Annotated in this window: 14 protein-coding genes and 2 riboswitches; of the genes, 4 read left to right on the forward strand and 10 right to left on the reverse strand. The window is 69.9% G+C overall.

From position 1 onward, the window contains the following. The first annotated feature begins 123 nt into the window (after positions 1-123). Positions 124-900: a CPBP family intramembrane glutamic endopeptidase gene (locus HSO01S_RS08575; RefSeq protein ID WP_066040401.1), complete on the forward strand. Its 777-nt coding sequence runs from the start codon at positions 124-126 to the stop codon at positions 898-900. A gap of 52 nt (positions 901-952) precedes the next feature. Here the strand turns inward: HSO01S_RS08575 and HSO01S_RS08580 are convergent, their stop codons facing one another. The 7 genes from HSO01S_RS08580 to HSO01S_RS08610 form a co-directional block, all read right to left on the reverse strand. Continuing rightward, entirely contained in the window at positions 953-1,729 is a 777-nt protein-coding gene (locus HSO01S_RS08580; protein ID WP_066040403.1) for a pentapeptide repeat-containing protein, read from the reverse strand. Positions 1,730-1,807: 78 nt separating this feature from the next. Then, complete coding sequence (gcvP, locus tag HSO01S_RS08585) at positions 1,808-4,771, reverse strand: aminomethyl-transferring glycine dehydrogenase (RefSeq protein ID WP_066040405.1); 2,964 nt, start codon at positions 4,769-4,771, stop codon at positions 1,808-1,810. A 7-nt stretch (positions 4,772-4,778) separates the two neighbouring features. After that, positions 4,779-5,150, reverse strand: coding sequence for a glycine cleavage system protein GcvH (gcvH, locus tag HSO01S_RS08590; RefSeq protein WP_066040406.1), 372 nt, complete (start codon positions 5,148-5,150; stop codon positions 4,779-4,781). 2 nt (positions 5,151-5,152) lie between these two features. Next, positions 5,153-6,325: a glycine cleavage system aminomethyltransferase GcvT gene (gene gcvT / locus HSO01S_RS08595; protein WP_066040407.1), complete on the reverse strand. Its 1,173-nt coding sequence runs from the start codon at positions 6,323-6,325 to the stop codon at positions 5,153-5,155. A gap of 68 nt (positions 6,326-6,393) precedes the next feature. Further along, positions 6,394-6,502: riboswitch (glycine riboswitch) on the reverse strand. A gap of 1 nt (position 6,503) precedes the next feature. Beyond that, a riboswitch (glycine riboswitch) is annotated at positions 6,504-6,591 on the reverse strand. A 100-nt stretch (positions 6,592-6,691) separates the two neighbouring features. Then, positions 6,692-7,417, reverse strand: a complete 726-nt coding sequence (locus HSO01S_RS18705) for a copper resistance CopC family protein (RefSeq protein ID WP_066040409.1) — start codon at positions 7,415-7,417, stop codon at positions 6,692-6,694. 86 nt (positions 7,418-7,503) lie between these two features. After that, positions 7,504-8,613 carry a fatty acid desaturase family protein gene (locus tag HSO01S_RS08605; RefSeq protein ID WP_066040769.1) on the reverse strand — a complete coding sequence of 370 codons (1,110 nt, stop codon included), beginning with the start codon at positions 8,611-8,613 and terminating at the stop codon, positions 7,504-7,506. Positions 8,614-8,819: 206 nt separating this feature from the next. Further along, positions 8,820-9,026: a cold-shock protein gene (locus tag HSO01S_RS08610; RefSeq protein WP_066040411.1), complete on the reverse strand. Its 207-nt coding sequence runs from the start codon at positions 9,024-9,026 to the stop codon at positions 8,820-8,822. Between the two features lie 263 nt (positions 9,027-9,289). Between HSO01S_RS08610 and lgt the strand changes: the two genes are divergently transcribed. Next, complete coding sequence (gene lgt / locus HSO01S_RS08615) at positions 9,290-10,330, forward strand: prolipoprotein diacylglyceryl transferase (protein WP_066040413.1); 1,041 nt, start codon at positions 9,290-9,292, stop codon at positions 10,328-10,330. 39 nt (positions 10,331-10,369) lie between these two features. After that, positions 10,370-10,954: a carboxymuconolactone decarboxylase family protein gene (locus tag HSO01S_RS08620; RefSeq protein WP_066040415.1), complete on the forward strand. Its 585-nt coding sequence runs from the start codon at positions 10,370-10,372 to the stop codon at positions 10,952-10,954. Positions 10,955-10,991: 37 nt separating this feature from the next. Here the strand turns inward: HSO01S_RS08620 and HSO01S_RS08625 are convergent, their stop codons facing one another. From HSO01S_RS08625 to HSO01S_RS08635, 3 genes are read right to left on the reverse strand one after another with little or no spacing between them, the layout of a single operon-like run. After that, positions 10,992-11,762: a hypothetical protein gene (locus HSO01S_RS08625; protein WP_066040418.1), complete on the reverse strand. Its 771-nt coding sequence runs from the start codon at positions 11,760-11,762 to the stop codon at positions 10,992-10,994. A 55-nt stretch (positions 11,763-11,817) separates the two neighbouring features. Continuing rightward, entirely contained in the window at positions 11,818-12,243 is a 426-nt protein-coding gene (locus HSO01S_RS08630; protein ID WP_169799967.1) for a hypothetical protein, read from the reverse strand. Between the two features lie 46 nt (positions 12,244-12,289). Beyond that, a complete protein-coding gene (locus HSO01S_RS08635; protein WP_174522979.1) occupies positions 12,290-12,877 on the reverse strand; it encodes an LON peptidase substrate-binding domain-containing protein in 588 nt (195 codons plus the stop codon). 50 nt (positions 12,878-12,927) lie between these two features. Here HSO01S_RS08635 and HSO01S_RS08640 point away from each other — a divergent pair, with 50 nt between their 5' ends. Continuing rightward, positions 12,928-13,425: a DUF427 domain-containing protein gene (locus HSO01S_RS08640; RefSeq protein WP_066040423.1), complete on the forward strand. Its 498-nt coding sequence runs from the start codon at positions 12,928-12,930 to the stop codon at positions 13,423-13,425. The last annotated feature ends 40 nt before the right edge of the window (positions 13,426-13,465 follow it).

Consider the following 13,465-nt stretch of genomic DNA (forward strand, 5'->3'; position numbering starts at 1 on the left):
GGGTCCGGGTCAGAGCAAACTCGGCCAGAAAAAGTTACATACACGAAACTATCTCTGAAGATTCATTGTGTGGTTCCGACAGATGTTGTTGAAAAGCGGCGTGCTACGCAAGAAAGTGAAGTCGTGAACCGACCCAGTGAGTGGCCCCAGATCAGGCGCCGGAGGCTGTTCACCGAGATCGGTATCGTCCTCGGTGTCTCGCTCGGCGCATCCGCGGTCTATTCCGTCATCAGCATCATCGCACGGCTGACGGCAGGCACGGCCCTGGCCGATCAGACCGCCACCCTGAACGGGTCGTTGAGCGACCGGGAGTGGCTCGACCTGACCTACCAGCTGCTGGCGATCTTCTTCGATCTGGTGCCGGTGGCGCTGGTCTTCTACCTGCTCGCGATCTCGGGAGGCAACCCGTTCCGGCGCATCGGGTTCGACCTCCGCCAGCCCACGCGCGACCTGGGACGGGGCCTCCTCCTCGTGCTCGTGATCGGGGTGCCGGGGATCGCCCTGTACTTCGTGGGGCGCGCGGCCGGGATCACGGTCGACGTGGTGCCCGCGCCGCTGGACACCTACTGGTGGACCACGCCCATCCTCATCCTCGCGGCCCTGCGGGCGGCGCTGCAGGAGGAGCTGATCGTGGTCGGCTACCTCTTCACCCGGCTGCGCCAGCTCGGCTGGTCGAAGTGGACGATCATCGGCTCGGCGGCGGTGCTCCGCGGCAGCTATCACCTCTACCAGGGCATCGGCCCGTTCTTCGGCAACGTGGTGATGGGCGTGGTCTTCGGCTGGTGCTACTGGCGCTGGGGCCGCACGATGCCGCTGGTGATCGCGCACTGGATCATCGACATCGCGTCGTTCGTCGGGTACGCCTGGGCCGTGACGAGCTTCCCCGCGCTGTTCGGCTAGGGGCCGGATGCGCGGCCCGCGCCAGGAGCGGGTGCGGGATGCGCGGCCCGCGCTAGGAGCGGGTGCGGCGGTTCGAGAGCACGAGCGCGCCGATGCCGAGCACGACGACGAGCCCTCCCCCGATGAACCCGCCGATCATCAGCCAGTTCGGCGTGCTGTCCGTGCCCTGCGCCGCCGCAGCGGTCGCTGGATCCGTCGGGGCCACCGGGGTGAACAACGGGGTCGCCGTCGGGGTGGCGGTGGCCGACGCCGTGACCACCGCGGTCAGGACTGCCGTGGCCGTCGAGCCTCCCGCGCCGCTGAACGAGGTCGACAGGGTGCAGAGGATGTTCGATGTGCCGATTGGGAAGGGCTGGCCCGATTCGATCGGGGCGCCGGCGATCGAGCAGCCGTCCAGGGTCAGACCGTTCGGGAGCTTCGCGTCGATCGGCACCGGGGCCGTTCCGCTCGCGTCCGCGGTCAGCTCGAGGGTGGCGGGGAGGATGCTCGACCCACTGAAGTCGGCGCCGACGATGCGGGTACCGGAGAAGTCGGCCCCGTCGAGGGTGGCGCCCTGGAAGACCGCGCCCTGGACGTCGCCGCCGGCGAAGGTCGCCCCGGTGAGGTTCGCGTTCCGGAAGTCGCCCTCTCCGAAGCGGGTGCCGCTGAGATCGGCGCCGGGGCACTGCGCGCCGCCCGGGCCGCCCTCGGTCAGCCGGTAGACCACGCAGTCGCCCTCGGCGAAGACCGGGTCGGCCATCGCCGGGGCCGCCACCACGGCGGTCAAGGCGAGGCCGGCGAGGGCCCCGATCGCAAGGCGGATGCGGGCGGAGCGCAGGCGTCGAGGCATGGCGTGAACCCTACCAAAGACGGCTGTCGATCTTCAGACGAGAGCGCACGGCGGCATCAACCCGTCGTGCGCTCCCGATCACTCGAAGGCTTCGGGCGGCGGGCAGGCGCAGACCAGGTTGCGGTCGCCGTAGGCCTGATCGATGCGGCGCACGGGGGGCCAGTACTTGCCGCGGATCAGCGAGTGCACCGGGTAGACGGCCCGCTCGCGGTCGTACGGGTGCTCCCAGTCGCCCTCGATCACCGACTGCGCGGTGTGCGGGGCGTTCCGCAGCGGGTTGTCGTCGACCGGCCACTCCCCCGCCGCGACGGCGTCGATCTCGTGCTTGATGCCGATCATCGCGTCGATGAACCGGTCGAGCTCGGCGAGATCCTCGCTCTCGGTCGGCTCGACCATGAGCGTGCCCGCGACCGGGAAGCTCATGGTCGGGGCGTGGAAGCCGTAGTCGACGAGGCGCTTCGCCACGTCGTCGACGCTCACGCCCGAGGCGACCGTGATCGCCCGGAGGTCGAGGATGCACTCGTGCGCGACCAGCCCGTTCTCGCCCGTGTAGAGCACCGGGTAGTGCTCGGCCAGGCGCCGCGCGACGTAGTTGGCCGCGAGCACCGCGGCCGCCGTGGCGTCGGCGAGCCCTTCGAGCCCCATCATGCGCACGTAGGCCCAGCTGATCGGGAGGATGCTGGGGCTGCCGTAGGGCGCGGCGGAAACCGCGCCGCCGCCGTGCACGACCGTCGAGCCGTCGACCATCAGGTGCTCGTCCTCCTGCGCGAACATATGCCCCGGCAGGAATGGAGCCAGGTGGGCCTTCGCCGCGACCGGTCCGACGCCCGGTCCGCCGCCGCCGTGCGGGATGCAGAAGGTCTTGTGCAGGTTGAGGTGCGACACGTCGCCGCCGAAGTCGCCGAAGCGCGCGAAGCCCAGCAGCGCGTTCAGGTTGGCGCCGTCGACGTAGACCTGGCCGCCGGCCTCGTGCACGAGCCGGCAGATCTCGGCGACCTCGTGCTCGTACACGCCGTGGGTCGACGGGTAGGTGATCATGAGGGCGGCGAGCTGGTCGGCGTGCTGCTCGATCTTCGCCCGGAGATCGTCGAGATCCACGTTGCCGAGCTCGTCGCAGGCCACCACGACCACGCGCATCCCGGCGAGCACCGCGGAGGCGGCGTTCGTGCCGTGGGCGCTCGAGGGGATCAGGCAGACCGTGCGCTCGAAGTCCTCGCGGGAGCGGTGGTAGCCCCGGATCGCGAGGAGCCCGGCGAGCTCGCCCTGGCTGCCGGCGTTCGGCTGCAGCGAGACCGAGTCGTAGCCGGTGACGTCGGCCAGCCAGCGCTCGAGCTGCCGGATCATGCCGAGATAGCCCTCGACGTCGTCCTTCGGCGCGAACGGGTGGATGCCCGCGAACTCCCGCCAGGTCACGGCCTCCATCTCGCTGGCTGCATTGAGCTTCATCGTGCAGGAGCCGAGCGGGATCATCCCGCGGTCCAGCGCGTAGTCGAAGTCGGCGAGCCGCTTGAGGTAGCGCATCATGCTCGTCTCCGAGCGGTGCGTGTTGAAGACCGGGTGGGTGAGGTACTCGCTGGTGCGCACGAGGGAGTCCGGGATGCTGGGCGCGAGCTCCCCGGCGAGGTCGCCCACCGTGGTGCCGGAGACAGCGGAGTCGGCCGCGTCGAAGACCACGGCGAGGGCCAGCAGGGCGGCATCCGTGGTCGTCTCGTCGACCGACACGGCGACCGTGTCCTCGTCGACCAGGCGCAGCAGGATCCCGCTGTCGTGGGCGTGCTCGACCAACGAGACCGCGCGGCCGGGCACCCGCACCTGGATCGTGTCGAAGAAGTCCGGGTGCACGACCTGGTGGCCCGCGGCCGTGAGGCTGCCCGCCAGAGCTCGGGCGGTCGTGTTGACGCGCGTCGCGATCTCGCGGAGCCCCTCGGGGCCGTGGTAGACCGCGTACATGCCGGCCATCACGGCGAGCAGCACCTGAGCGGTGCAGATGTTCGAGGTCGCCTTCTCGCGGCGGATGTGCTGCTCGCGCGCCTGCAGGCTGAGGCGGTAGGCGGGGTGGCCCGCCGCATCCACGCTCACGCCGACCAGGCGGCCGGGGAGCTGGCGCTCGAGGCCCGCGCGCACCGCCAGGTAGCCGGCGTGCGGACCACCGAAGCCCATCGGCACGCCGAAGCGCTGCGAGGTGCCGACCGCGACGTCGGCGCCGAGCTCGCCGGGCGAGGTGATCAGGGACATGGCCAGAAGGTCGGCCGCAACGACCGCGATCCCGCCGGCCCGGTGCACGATGTCGATGACCTCGCCCGGGTTCCAGACCCGGCCCGAGGCGCCGGGGTACTGGATGAAGACGCCGAACGCGTCGTCGAGCGGATGCGCGTGCGCCGCGGGATGGTCGACCGAGTCGAGCGCGACCTCCACGATCTCGATGCCGACGGCCTCGGCGCGGGAGCGGAGGAGCGACTTGGTCTGCGGGAAGGCGTCCGCATCCACCAGGAAGCGCGCGGAGCGGGACTTCGAGGCCCGCCGGGCCAGCAGCATCCCCTCCACGGCCGCGGTCGACTCGTCGAGCATCGAGGCGTTCGCCGTGGCGAGGCCGGTGAGGTCGGCGACCATGGTCTGGAAGTTGATCAGTGCCTCGAGGCGGCCCTGCGAGATCTCGGGCTGGTACGGCGTGTAGGCCGTGTACCAGCTCGGGTTCTCGAGCACGTTCCGCTTGATCACCGCGGGGGTGACGGTGTCGTAGTAGCCGAGGCCGAGGTAGGAGGTGGAGACACGGTTCTGGCCGGCTAGCGCGCGCAGCTCATCGACCGCCTCACGCTCGGTCGCCGCCGGCGGCACGAGCGAGTCGGCGAGCGAGCGGTCGAACTGGATGGCGGTCGGCACGGCCGCCCGCATCAGCTCGGCGACGCTGGAGTAGTCGACGGTCTCGAGCATCCGTGCCTGGGCGGCGGAGTCGGTGCCGATGTGGCGGGCGGCGAAGAGGTCGCCGGCCGAACCCGCGGCGCGGGTGGAGAGTCGTTCGGAGCGCTCGGTGAGATCGGTCATCAGCCGGTCAGCCCCCGATCAGGGCGTCGTACTCGGCGAGCGAGAGCAGCTCGGGAAGCTCGCTGAACTCCACCTTGAGCAGCCAGCCCGCGCCGAGCGGGTCGGAGTTCACGAGCTCGGGCGCATCCTCGACCGCACTGTTCTTCTCCAGCACGGTGCCGTCGACCGGCGCGAACAGCTCACCGACCGACTTCGTCGACTCGATCTCGCCGACGACGGCGCCGCCGGCGATCTCGGTGCCCGCATCCGGCAGGTCGAGGTAGACGATGTCACCCAGCTGGGCGGCGGCGTAGGCCGTGATGCCGATCGTGGCGACCGTGCCCTCGACGAGCACCCACTCGTGCTCGGCGGTGTAGCGCAGTTCGTTCTGGTCTGGCATGGTCAGTCCTTCTTCCGGCGGTAGAACGGGAGGGCGGTGGTGCGGTAGGCGAGGCGGGTGCCCCGGATGTCGACGGTGAGCTCGGTGCCCGGCTCGGCGTAGGCGGGATCGACGTAGGCCATCGCGATCGGATGGCCGAGCGTGGGCGAGAGGGCGCCGCTGGTGACGAGGCCGATGGGGGCGGCGTCTTCTCCGGTGCTTTCGCCGGCGGCTTCGTCGGCTGCTTCACCGACGGGCGCGAAGATCTGGTACCCCGCGCGGGCGGCGCGGCGGCCCTCGCCGACGAGGCCCACGAGCACGGGTGCTCCGGCTCCGGGGCCCCGCTCGAGGGCGTCCCGGCCGACGAAGGACTCCTTCGCCATCACCGGCACCCGCCCGAGACCTGCCTGCACCGGCTGGGTCTCGAGCCAGAGCTCGTGGCCGTACAGGGGCATCCCCGCCTCGAGGCGGAGCGTGTCGCGGCTCGCGAGCCCGGCGGGCACGAGTCCGTCGCCTGCCCCGGCCGCGCTCACGGCGTTCCAGAAGTCGGTGGCCCGCTCGGGCGCGAGGTAGATCTCGAAGCCGTCCTCGCCGGTGTACCCGGTGCGGGCCAGCAGCGCCGGCTCGCCCTGGAACACCGCATCGGCCGACCGGTAGTAGCCGAGGTCGGCCAGGTCAGGGGCCTCGAAGCCGTCGGTGCGCTCCAGGATTCCGCGGGCGGCGGGCCCCTGCACGGCGACCAGGGCGAGGTCGTCGCTCACGTCGTCGAGGGTCACATCGAAGCCGTCGGCGCGTTCGGTGAGGGCCGCGGCCACGGGAGCGCGGTTCGAGGCGTTGGCCACGACCAGGAAGTGCTCGTCACCGCGGCGGTAGACCACCACGTCGTCGATGATGCCGCCCTCGGGAGCGAGGAGGAGCGAGTACTTGGCCTGCCCGATCGAGGTCGCCGAGAGCCGGCCGGCGAGGGCGTGGTCGAGGAAGGCGGCCGCCTCCGCGCCGGTCACGTCGAACTCGGCCATGTGCGAGAGGTCGAACAGCCCGGCGGCGGTGCGCACGGCGTGGTGCTCGGCGAGGTCGCTGGAGTAGCGCACCGGCATCTGCCAACCGGCGAAGTCGGTGAAGGATGCGCCCGCGGCCTCGTGCACGGCGTGCAGCGGCGAGTAGCGGGGAGCGGAAGGGGAATCGACGTCGGTCAAGGAGTTCTCCGGTTTCGTCGCGGAGCCGGGGCTCGCGGAGGACGGAGCGCGATCGCGCTCGTGAGAACTCCCCCTCTGTCATCGTGCCTGAGAGATTCACCACCGCCGAGTCGCAGCTCGGAGGGGCTTTCACCGTGGGCGAGCCGCTGTCAATGCCGCGACTGCTTTCCAGAGTGGCCAGTTCGACGCGGTACGAGGACCTGAGAGATTATCGGGGAGGATTGCTCCTTCGGTGCCGGCCGAGCCGGCTCTCCCGCGTCGACCTAGTGGCCGGCGGTATTCAGTTGGATGCTACGGGTTCGAGCATAGCGGCTCAGGATGCGCCTGGCCCGCCGCCGTGCCCGTCACCTCGGCCGCAGCTTCGCTTCAGCCGCCGTAGCCGCCGCCGTTCCGGCCGCGCCGGATGACGAGCACCACGATGGCCGCGAGCACGCCGGCCCCGACGAGGGCGAGCAGCACGACGACGGGCCACGGCAGTCCCTCGGCCGGGGTCTGCAGGTCGCCGGTGACCGGGCCGGCCGTCTCGGTGGCGAGGGTGGTCTCGTCGGCGGCCGCCGCATCCGGAGCCGGCGTGGCGGGAGTCGTCGTCGCCAGATTCGCGGTCGCCGGGGTCGCGGCGGGCGTCGTTGCCCCGTCCGGGGCGCCCGCCCAGGCGTCGCCGCAGACGGGCGAGGAGGTGAGGCCCTCCCCCGCTCCGAAGAGATCGGTGGGCTCGTAGTCGAAGTCGTACTGGCCGGAGGTGGGGTGGCCGTCGGAGGAGACGACCTGCCAGAGCACGACGTAGCCGCCCGCATCGCCCAGGGCGACGGGAGCGGAGACCGATGTTCCGTCGATGGTGACGCACCCGGACTCGTAGTGCATGCCCTCGCTGTCGACCACCTCGACCGCGAAACCGTTCGTGTCCGAGCCGATCGCCAGGAGGTCGTCGCTGAACTGCAGGCTCACGGCGCCCGGGTCGGCGGTGATCGAGGCGTCGGCTGCCGGCGTCGATCCGGAGAGCGAGTCGTGGGCCGAGGCGGCGAGCGCGGGGGCGAGCAGGGCCAGCGCGGCGACGGCGGTGGCGGCCAGGGCGATCGGGGTGCGGAGTCTCACCCCCCAACGATAACGGCCCCACCCCTGCCGATGGGCAGGGACGGGGCCGTCGTCGAGTGCGTTCAGCGCGCCCGAATGCGTGGTGGTCAGGCCCGCTTCACGCGGAACTGGTTGACCATCGGGCAGTCGAAGGGATCCGGAGCGGCGAGGCCGACCTTGTTCATGTACGCGATGACCTGCTTGTGCGCCTCGAGCAGCGACGTCTGCGTGTAGGGGATCTTGTGGGTGGCGCAGTACTCCTCGACCACGGGGCGCACCTTCACCAGGTTGGGGCGCGGCATGCTCGGGAAGAGGTGGTGCTCGACCTGCAGGTCGAGGCCGCCCATGAAGATCGTCATGCCCCAGCCGCCCTTGATGTTGCGGGAGGAGAGCACCTGCTTCGAGAGGAAGTCCAGGCGCGAGCCGGCGGGGAAGATCGCCATGCCCACGTGGTTCGGAGCGAAGGATGCACCCATGTACAGACCGAAGACGGCCAGCTGCACACCGACGAAGGCGAACGCCATCCCGAGCGGCAGGAAGTAGAAGATCACGGCCAGGTAGGCGACCAGACGGACGCCGATGAACCAGAGCTCGACCTGACGGCCCTCGACCTTGCCACGACCGAAGAGCGTCTTGAAGGAGAGGAAGTGCAGGTTGATGCCCTCGAGCAGGAGCAGCGGGTACAGCGCCCAGCCCTGGCGACGGACGAGCCAGGCGACCGGCCCACGCGTCTTGGCCGCATCCTCCTCGAGGAAGACGACGGTGTCGGGCGCGATGTCGGGGTCTTTGCCGACGGTGTTCGGGTTGCCGTGATGACGGGTGTGCTTCGTCATCCACCAGGCGTAGCTCATGCCGACGAAGGCGGTCGCGAGGGTGCGGCCGGCGCGGTCGTTGGCCTTGCCGGACTCGAAGACCTGGCGGTGCGAGGCCTCGTGGGCGAGGAAGGCGAACTGCGTGAAGATGATGCCGAGAGCCCCGGCGATCAGCAGCTGGTACCAGGTGTCCCCGAGCAGCACGAACCCGGTGGCCGCTCCGCCGAGGGCGAGGACGAGCACGGAGAACATGCCGATGTAGAAGCCGCGACGCTTGCGCATCAAGCCCATGTCCTTCGCCGTGGCGAGGAGCTCGGAGTACGCGGCCGTGGGGTGCGCTGCTCCGGTCTTGCGGGGCGAGGTCGCCCTCACGCGGGTGTTCTCAGGGGAGGTGGAGTGGGTGATGCTCACTGGGCCTGCTCACTGGTGTCGTGTTCGACTTCCCAGCCGCGGTGCCGGGCGAGTGCCCGTTGTGATGGGCGATGCCCGATCAGATGTCTTGAACCTACGTGCCGAACCTGCGCATTGGCCCGGGAGCGACTCGCAACACGCCGGAAAAGCAAGAACCCGCGGCACCGAAGCGGTGTCGCGGGTTCTCGGGAACAGCGTTATCAGCTGATGGGCGTGATGTTCTCCGCCTGCAGGCCCTTGCGGCCCTGCGTGACGTCGAACTCGACGCGCTGGTTCTCTTCGAGGTTCTTGTAGCCCGAACCGGTGATGCCGGAGTGGTGGGCGAACACGTCTTCTCCACCGTCATCGGGGGAGATGAAGCCGAAGCCCTTTTCGGAGTTGAACCATTTCACGGTGCCTTGAGGCATTGTTTTCTCTTTTCGAGGTAAGCGGCCCCGCCTGTCGGGGCCTACCGTCGCGGTGCACTTTGTTCCGCTCCTCAGAAAAACAAGCCTTCGCCGACGTGGATCACGGGGCGAAAGACCCTATTCAAGATTCATGGGTAACACAACAACTACGAACAGCTTAGCCGTGCCGGGCCCGATCGGCTACAAGAACTGCGGCGAAGCTTTAGAATTCATCGTGCTGCCCTCTTCCGGGCGATCCTGCCCGCCCGCCTGAAAGGTCGTCGATCATCAGTCCGCTCAGCATCCCGAGCCCCGACCCGGTCTTCCAGGTCTTCCCGATCGGCCCCTTCTTCGGAATCGGCCCGTTCGAGATCCACATCTACGCGCTCATCATCCTGGTCGGCATCATCGTCGCGATGATCATGGTCAACCAGCGGCTGACCAAGCGCGGCGGCGAGCCGGGCATCGTGATCGACATCGTGCTGTTCGCGGTGCCCCTCGGGATCGTCGGGGCCCGGTTCTATCACGTGTTCACGCACGTGGGCGACTACTTCTACCCGGGGTCGAACTTCTGGAACATCTTCGCGATCTGGGATGGCGGCAACGCCCTCTACGGCTCGCTGATCGGTGGCGCGATCGGCGCCTGGATCGGCTGCCGCATCACGGGCATCCGCCTCTGGTCGTTCGCCGACGCGCTCGCCCCGGCGATGCTCGTGGCGCAGGCGATCGGCCGCGTGGGCAACTACTTCAACCACGAGCTCTTCGGCCTGCCGACGACGCTGCCGTGGGGCCTGGAGATCGAGTCGACGAACGCGAAGTTCCCGGCCGGCCTCGCCGACGGCACGCTGTTCCACCCGCTGTTCCTCTACGAGATCATCTGGAACCTGGTGGGTGTCGCCCTCCTGCTGCTGATCGAGCGTCGTTTCCGCCTGCGCTGGGGCAAGGTCTTCGCGCTGTACCTCATCTGGTACGGCCTCGGCCGCTCCTGGCTCGAGGCGATCCGCATCGACCCGACCAGCGACGGCTTCCTCGGGATTCCCGCCAACATCTGGGCGTCGTTCGTCGCGATCGCGCTCGGCATCATCCTGTTCGTCGTGCAGAGCCGTCGTCACCCCGGGGTCGAGATCTCGGTGTACCGGCCGGGCCGCAGCCCGCGGGTGATCGAGCCGCGCACGAAGAACAAGGGCGGCGCGACGACGACGGATGCGGACGAGGTCGACGGTGCTGAGTCGGACGGCGCGGCCGGCTCGGCTGGCTCGGCTGGCTCGGCCGGCTCGGGGAACGAGCGCTGGACCGACGAGGAGCTGTCCTCCACGCCTCGCTAGTGGGAGCATGGTCGCACGCGAGCGCGAAGGCGGTGCAGCATGGCGATCATCTCTACCATCCCGGAGTCCGAGGCGAGCGGTCTCGTCGCCGAGCTCTATGACAGCGACCTGAAGTCGCTCGGTTCGGTGGCGAGCCACACCCGCGTGATGGCGGTCAACCCCGAGGCCATGGTCGCGTTCGAGAACCTCGTGCGCGCCATCACGGCCTCGATGGACCTGCGCCGGTACGAGCTCGTCACCCTCGCCGCGGCCCGCGGCATGGGCTCGGTGCATTGCCGGCTCGCGCACGGCCGGAAGTCGCTCGGCGTCTTCGACGAGGGTGACCTGATCGCCATCGCCCGCGATCCGGCGACGGCGACCGCGCTGAGCGCCGCCGAGATCGCGATGATGGCGTTCGCCGAGAAGGTCGCCGTCGACCCGGCGTCGATGACGGATGACGACTCGCGAGAACTGAGGGAGCTCGGTTTCAGTGATCGCGAGATCGTCGACATCACCCTGGCCGCGGCCGTGCGTCGGTACTACAGCTCGGCGCTGCAGGCGCTGTCGGTCGAGGTGGATGCTGCGCCCGACCTCAGCGTGGACCTGCAGCGGGCATTGCTCGAGGGCATCGACGGCGGGCGCTGAGCGCCCATTGGGTTGTGGTTCCGTCCCGCCTGCGCCGTCAGCCGGCGAGGCGGGTCGCCGCGGTGCGGACGTGCTCGGGGAGATCTTCGAGCCGCCGCCGGTCGCGGATGGCCACGAAGCCGACGCAGACCACCCAGACCAGCCACGGGAAGGTCGCGAGCATGGCGTTGGCCGCTCCCCCGGCGGCGAAGAACGAGTCGGGGCTGGTGCCGCCGAACATCGTCGGGATCGCGAGCATGTTGAGTCCGGCGACGACGTAGGCGACCCAGCCGGTCCAGGCCGGGAGGGCGCCCGAAGCGAGCGTCACGTAGCCGGAGGCGGCGGCGACGAGGGCGGTCAGCGTGCAGCCGATCGAGCCGAACATGAGGGTGTGGCCGGCGGTCAGCGCGCGCAGGGACGACGCATCCGGTGTCAGGTTCATCGTGTCGAGCGCGGTGCCGCCCTCCATCCCGTCGCCGACGAGGGTGACGGCGATGAAGACCAGTCCCGACCCGAACGCGATGTTGGCGACCCACTGCAGGTCGGGGCGGGTGTGGGTGATCAGCTGGCGGAACCCGCTGAGGAACACGATCAGCGCCGACATCAGGAAGGTGTCGATCAGGATCGTGAAGAGTGTCTGGTTGGCCGTCCGGGCCATGAACGCCTCGAGCGCCGCCTGGTCGTCGAGAGCGGGTCGCGCGCCGACCAGCAGCACCTGCACGAGGAACTCGGATGCGGTGAGTGCGGCGACCGCGATGGCGGCGATGCCCGTCCAGAGCCGCACGTCGGGGTTCAGCCGGCCGTTCTTGACGACGGTGATCATGTTCATCCGGACTCCCCCGATCCACGCGCCCTCCCCGGGCGCGCACGCACTGGCTCCGACCCTATCGCCCGTGCGGGTCGGCGATGGCCCGGAGCGCTGTCGCCAGCGCGGCGACCTGCTCGGGCGTCGGTGAGGAGAGGCCGCGGGATGCGGGCGCGAAGGGGATGACGGCATCCGGAGCGTCGGTGAGGTGCAGTTCGACGACCGGCACCTTCACGCCGTAGGCCGCCCGGCGCTCACCGGTCTCGATGGCGGCGATCCGCGCCCACGGCACGACGAAGAGCTGCCGCGGCCGCCGTCCGCCCCGCCAGAACGCGACGCCGCTCTCCGGCTCGGCGACGACCAGCGGATGCGCGGGAACGCGCCGGTACTCGGCCATCGTCGGCGACAGCGCCGCCCGCAACTCCGGCGTGCGCGTGACCGCGACCACCAACGCCCCCGGGTGGCTATCCTGCAGCTCTGCCACCCGGCGCCCGGCCCCGCTCACGCCCGCACGTCCATGCCCACGCCCACGCCCACGGTCATCAGCCGCCTCATTCTGCTGACCAGAGTTCCTCGGCCTCAAGTACCAGATCGATGACCTGGCGGAGGAGAGCCCCGATGGAGGTCGACCTCAACAGGGTGTACCGGTCGTACTCGCCCAGCGGGGCGACAGCGGCGAGTTGCCACGCCGCTGTGACGGGGTCGTCCGAGAGCTCGAGGTCACCATCCGATTGTTCCCCCGCGACGCGGGCGATCACGCGGCGGACGATCGCTTCGGCCTCGGTCCGGAGCGGGGCCAGCGCTTCGGACCACTCCAGATCCGGCAGCATGGACAGCTCGGCTCGGGGATACGGATCGTCGTCGAGCCAGCGCTCGACCGTGAACCGTTGCGTTCCCAGGCCGACGATGACCAGGTCGTCGGCACCCGCGTCCACGCTCACCAGACGCGCCATCGTCCCGACCGAGGCGCGCTGGTCGCCGCCGCCGGCGTCGCGTCCGCGCTCGATGAGGACGACGCCGAACTCGAAATCCGGTTCATCCTCGTCGAGCAGCCGTCCGATCAACGTGAGATAGCGAGGCTCGAACACCCTCAGCGGGACGAGCGAGGCGGGGAACAGCACTGATCCGAGCGGGAACATCGGTCTGACGGCCATACTCCAGTGAAGCACCCGTGACCTAGGCTGGACAGGTGCCCCGACCACGCCCCGAGATCCCAGGACCGGGACAGGAGTCCGTCTGGGACTACCCGAGGCCGCCCCGCGTCGAGCGCGTCGCCGCGCCGGTCACGATCCGTCTCGGTGGGGAGCTCATCGCGGAGACTCGAGACGCGGTCCGCGTGCTCGAGACCAGTCATCCGCCGGTCTACTACATCCCGATGGCCGACTTCGTCTCCGGCGCGCTCCGGGACGCCGACGGTTCGTCGTTCTGCGAGTTCAAGGGCTCGGCACGATATCTCGATGTGCGAGGCGGAGCCGAGGTGCGGCCGGCGTCGGCGTGGAACTACCCGCATCCGTCGGCCGGGTTCGAGTCGCTCCGGGACCGCGTGGCCGTCTACGCGCAGCAGATGGACGAGTGCACCGTCGACGGTGAAGTGGTCACGCCGCAGCCGGGAGGCTTCTACGGCGGGTGGATCACCGCTGCCGTCGTCGGCCCCTTCAAGGGCACGCCCGGCTCACAGGGCTGGTAAGCGCGGCTCAGCCGCCCCGCTCGCCCGGGCGAACCGCCTC

Source organism: Herbiconiux solani NBRC 106740, from assembly GCF_001571005.1.
Taxonomy (GTDB): Bacteria; Actinomycetota; Actinomycetes; order Actinomycetales; family Microbacteriaceae; genus Herbiconiux; species Herbiconiux solani.

Excerpts from the sequence above, each read along its gene's own strand:
- HSO01S_RS08580 (WP_066040403.1), bottom strand. The coding sequence starts at position 1,729 with ATGCCTCGACGCCTGCGCTCCGCCCGCATCCGCCTTGCGATCGGGGCC.
- gcvP (WP_066040405.1), bottom strand. The coding sequence starts at position 4,771 with ATGACCGATCTCACCGAGCGCTCCGAACGACTCTCCACCCGCGCCGCG.
- gcvH (WP_066040406.1), bottom strand. The coding sequence starts at position 5,150 with ATGCCAGACCAGAACGAACTGCGCTACACCGCCGAGCACGAGTGGGTG.
- HSO01S_RS08610 (WP_066040411.1), bottom strand. The coding sequence starts at position 9,026 with ATGCCTCAAGGCACCGTGAAATGGTTCAACTCCGAAAAGGGCTTCGGC.
- HSO01S_RS08620 (WP_066040415.1), top strand. The coding sequence starts at position 10,370 with ATGGCGATCATCTCTACCATCCCGGAGTCCGAGGCGAGCGGTCTCGTC.
- HSO01S_RS08625 (WP_066040418.1), bottom strand. The coding sequence starts at position 11,762 with ATGAACATGATCACCGTCGTCAAGAACGGCCGGCTGAACCCCGACGTG.
- HSO01S_RS08635 (WP_174522979.1), bottom strand. The coding sequence starts at position 12,877 with ATGTTCCCGCTCGGATCAGTGCTGTTCCCCGCCTCGCTCGTCCCGCTG.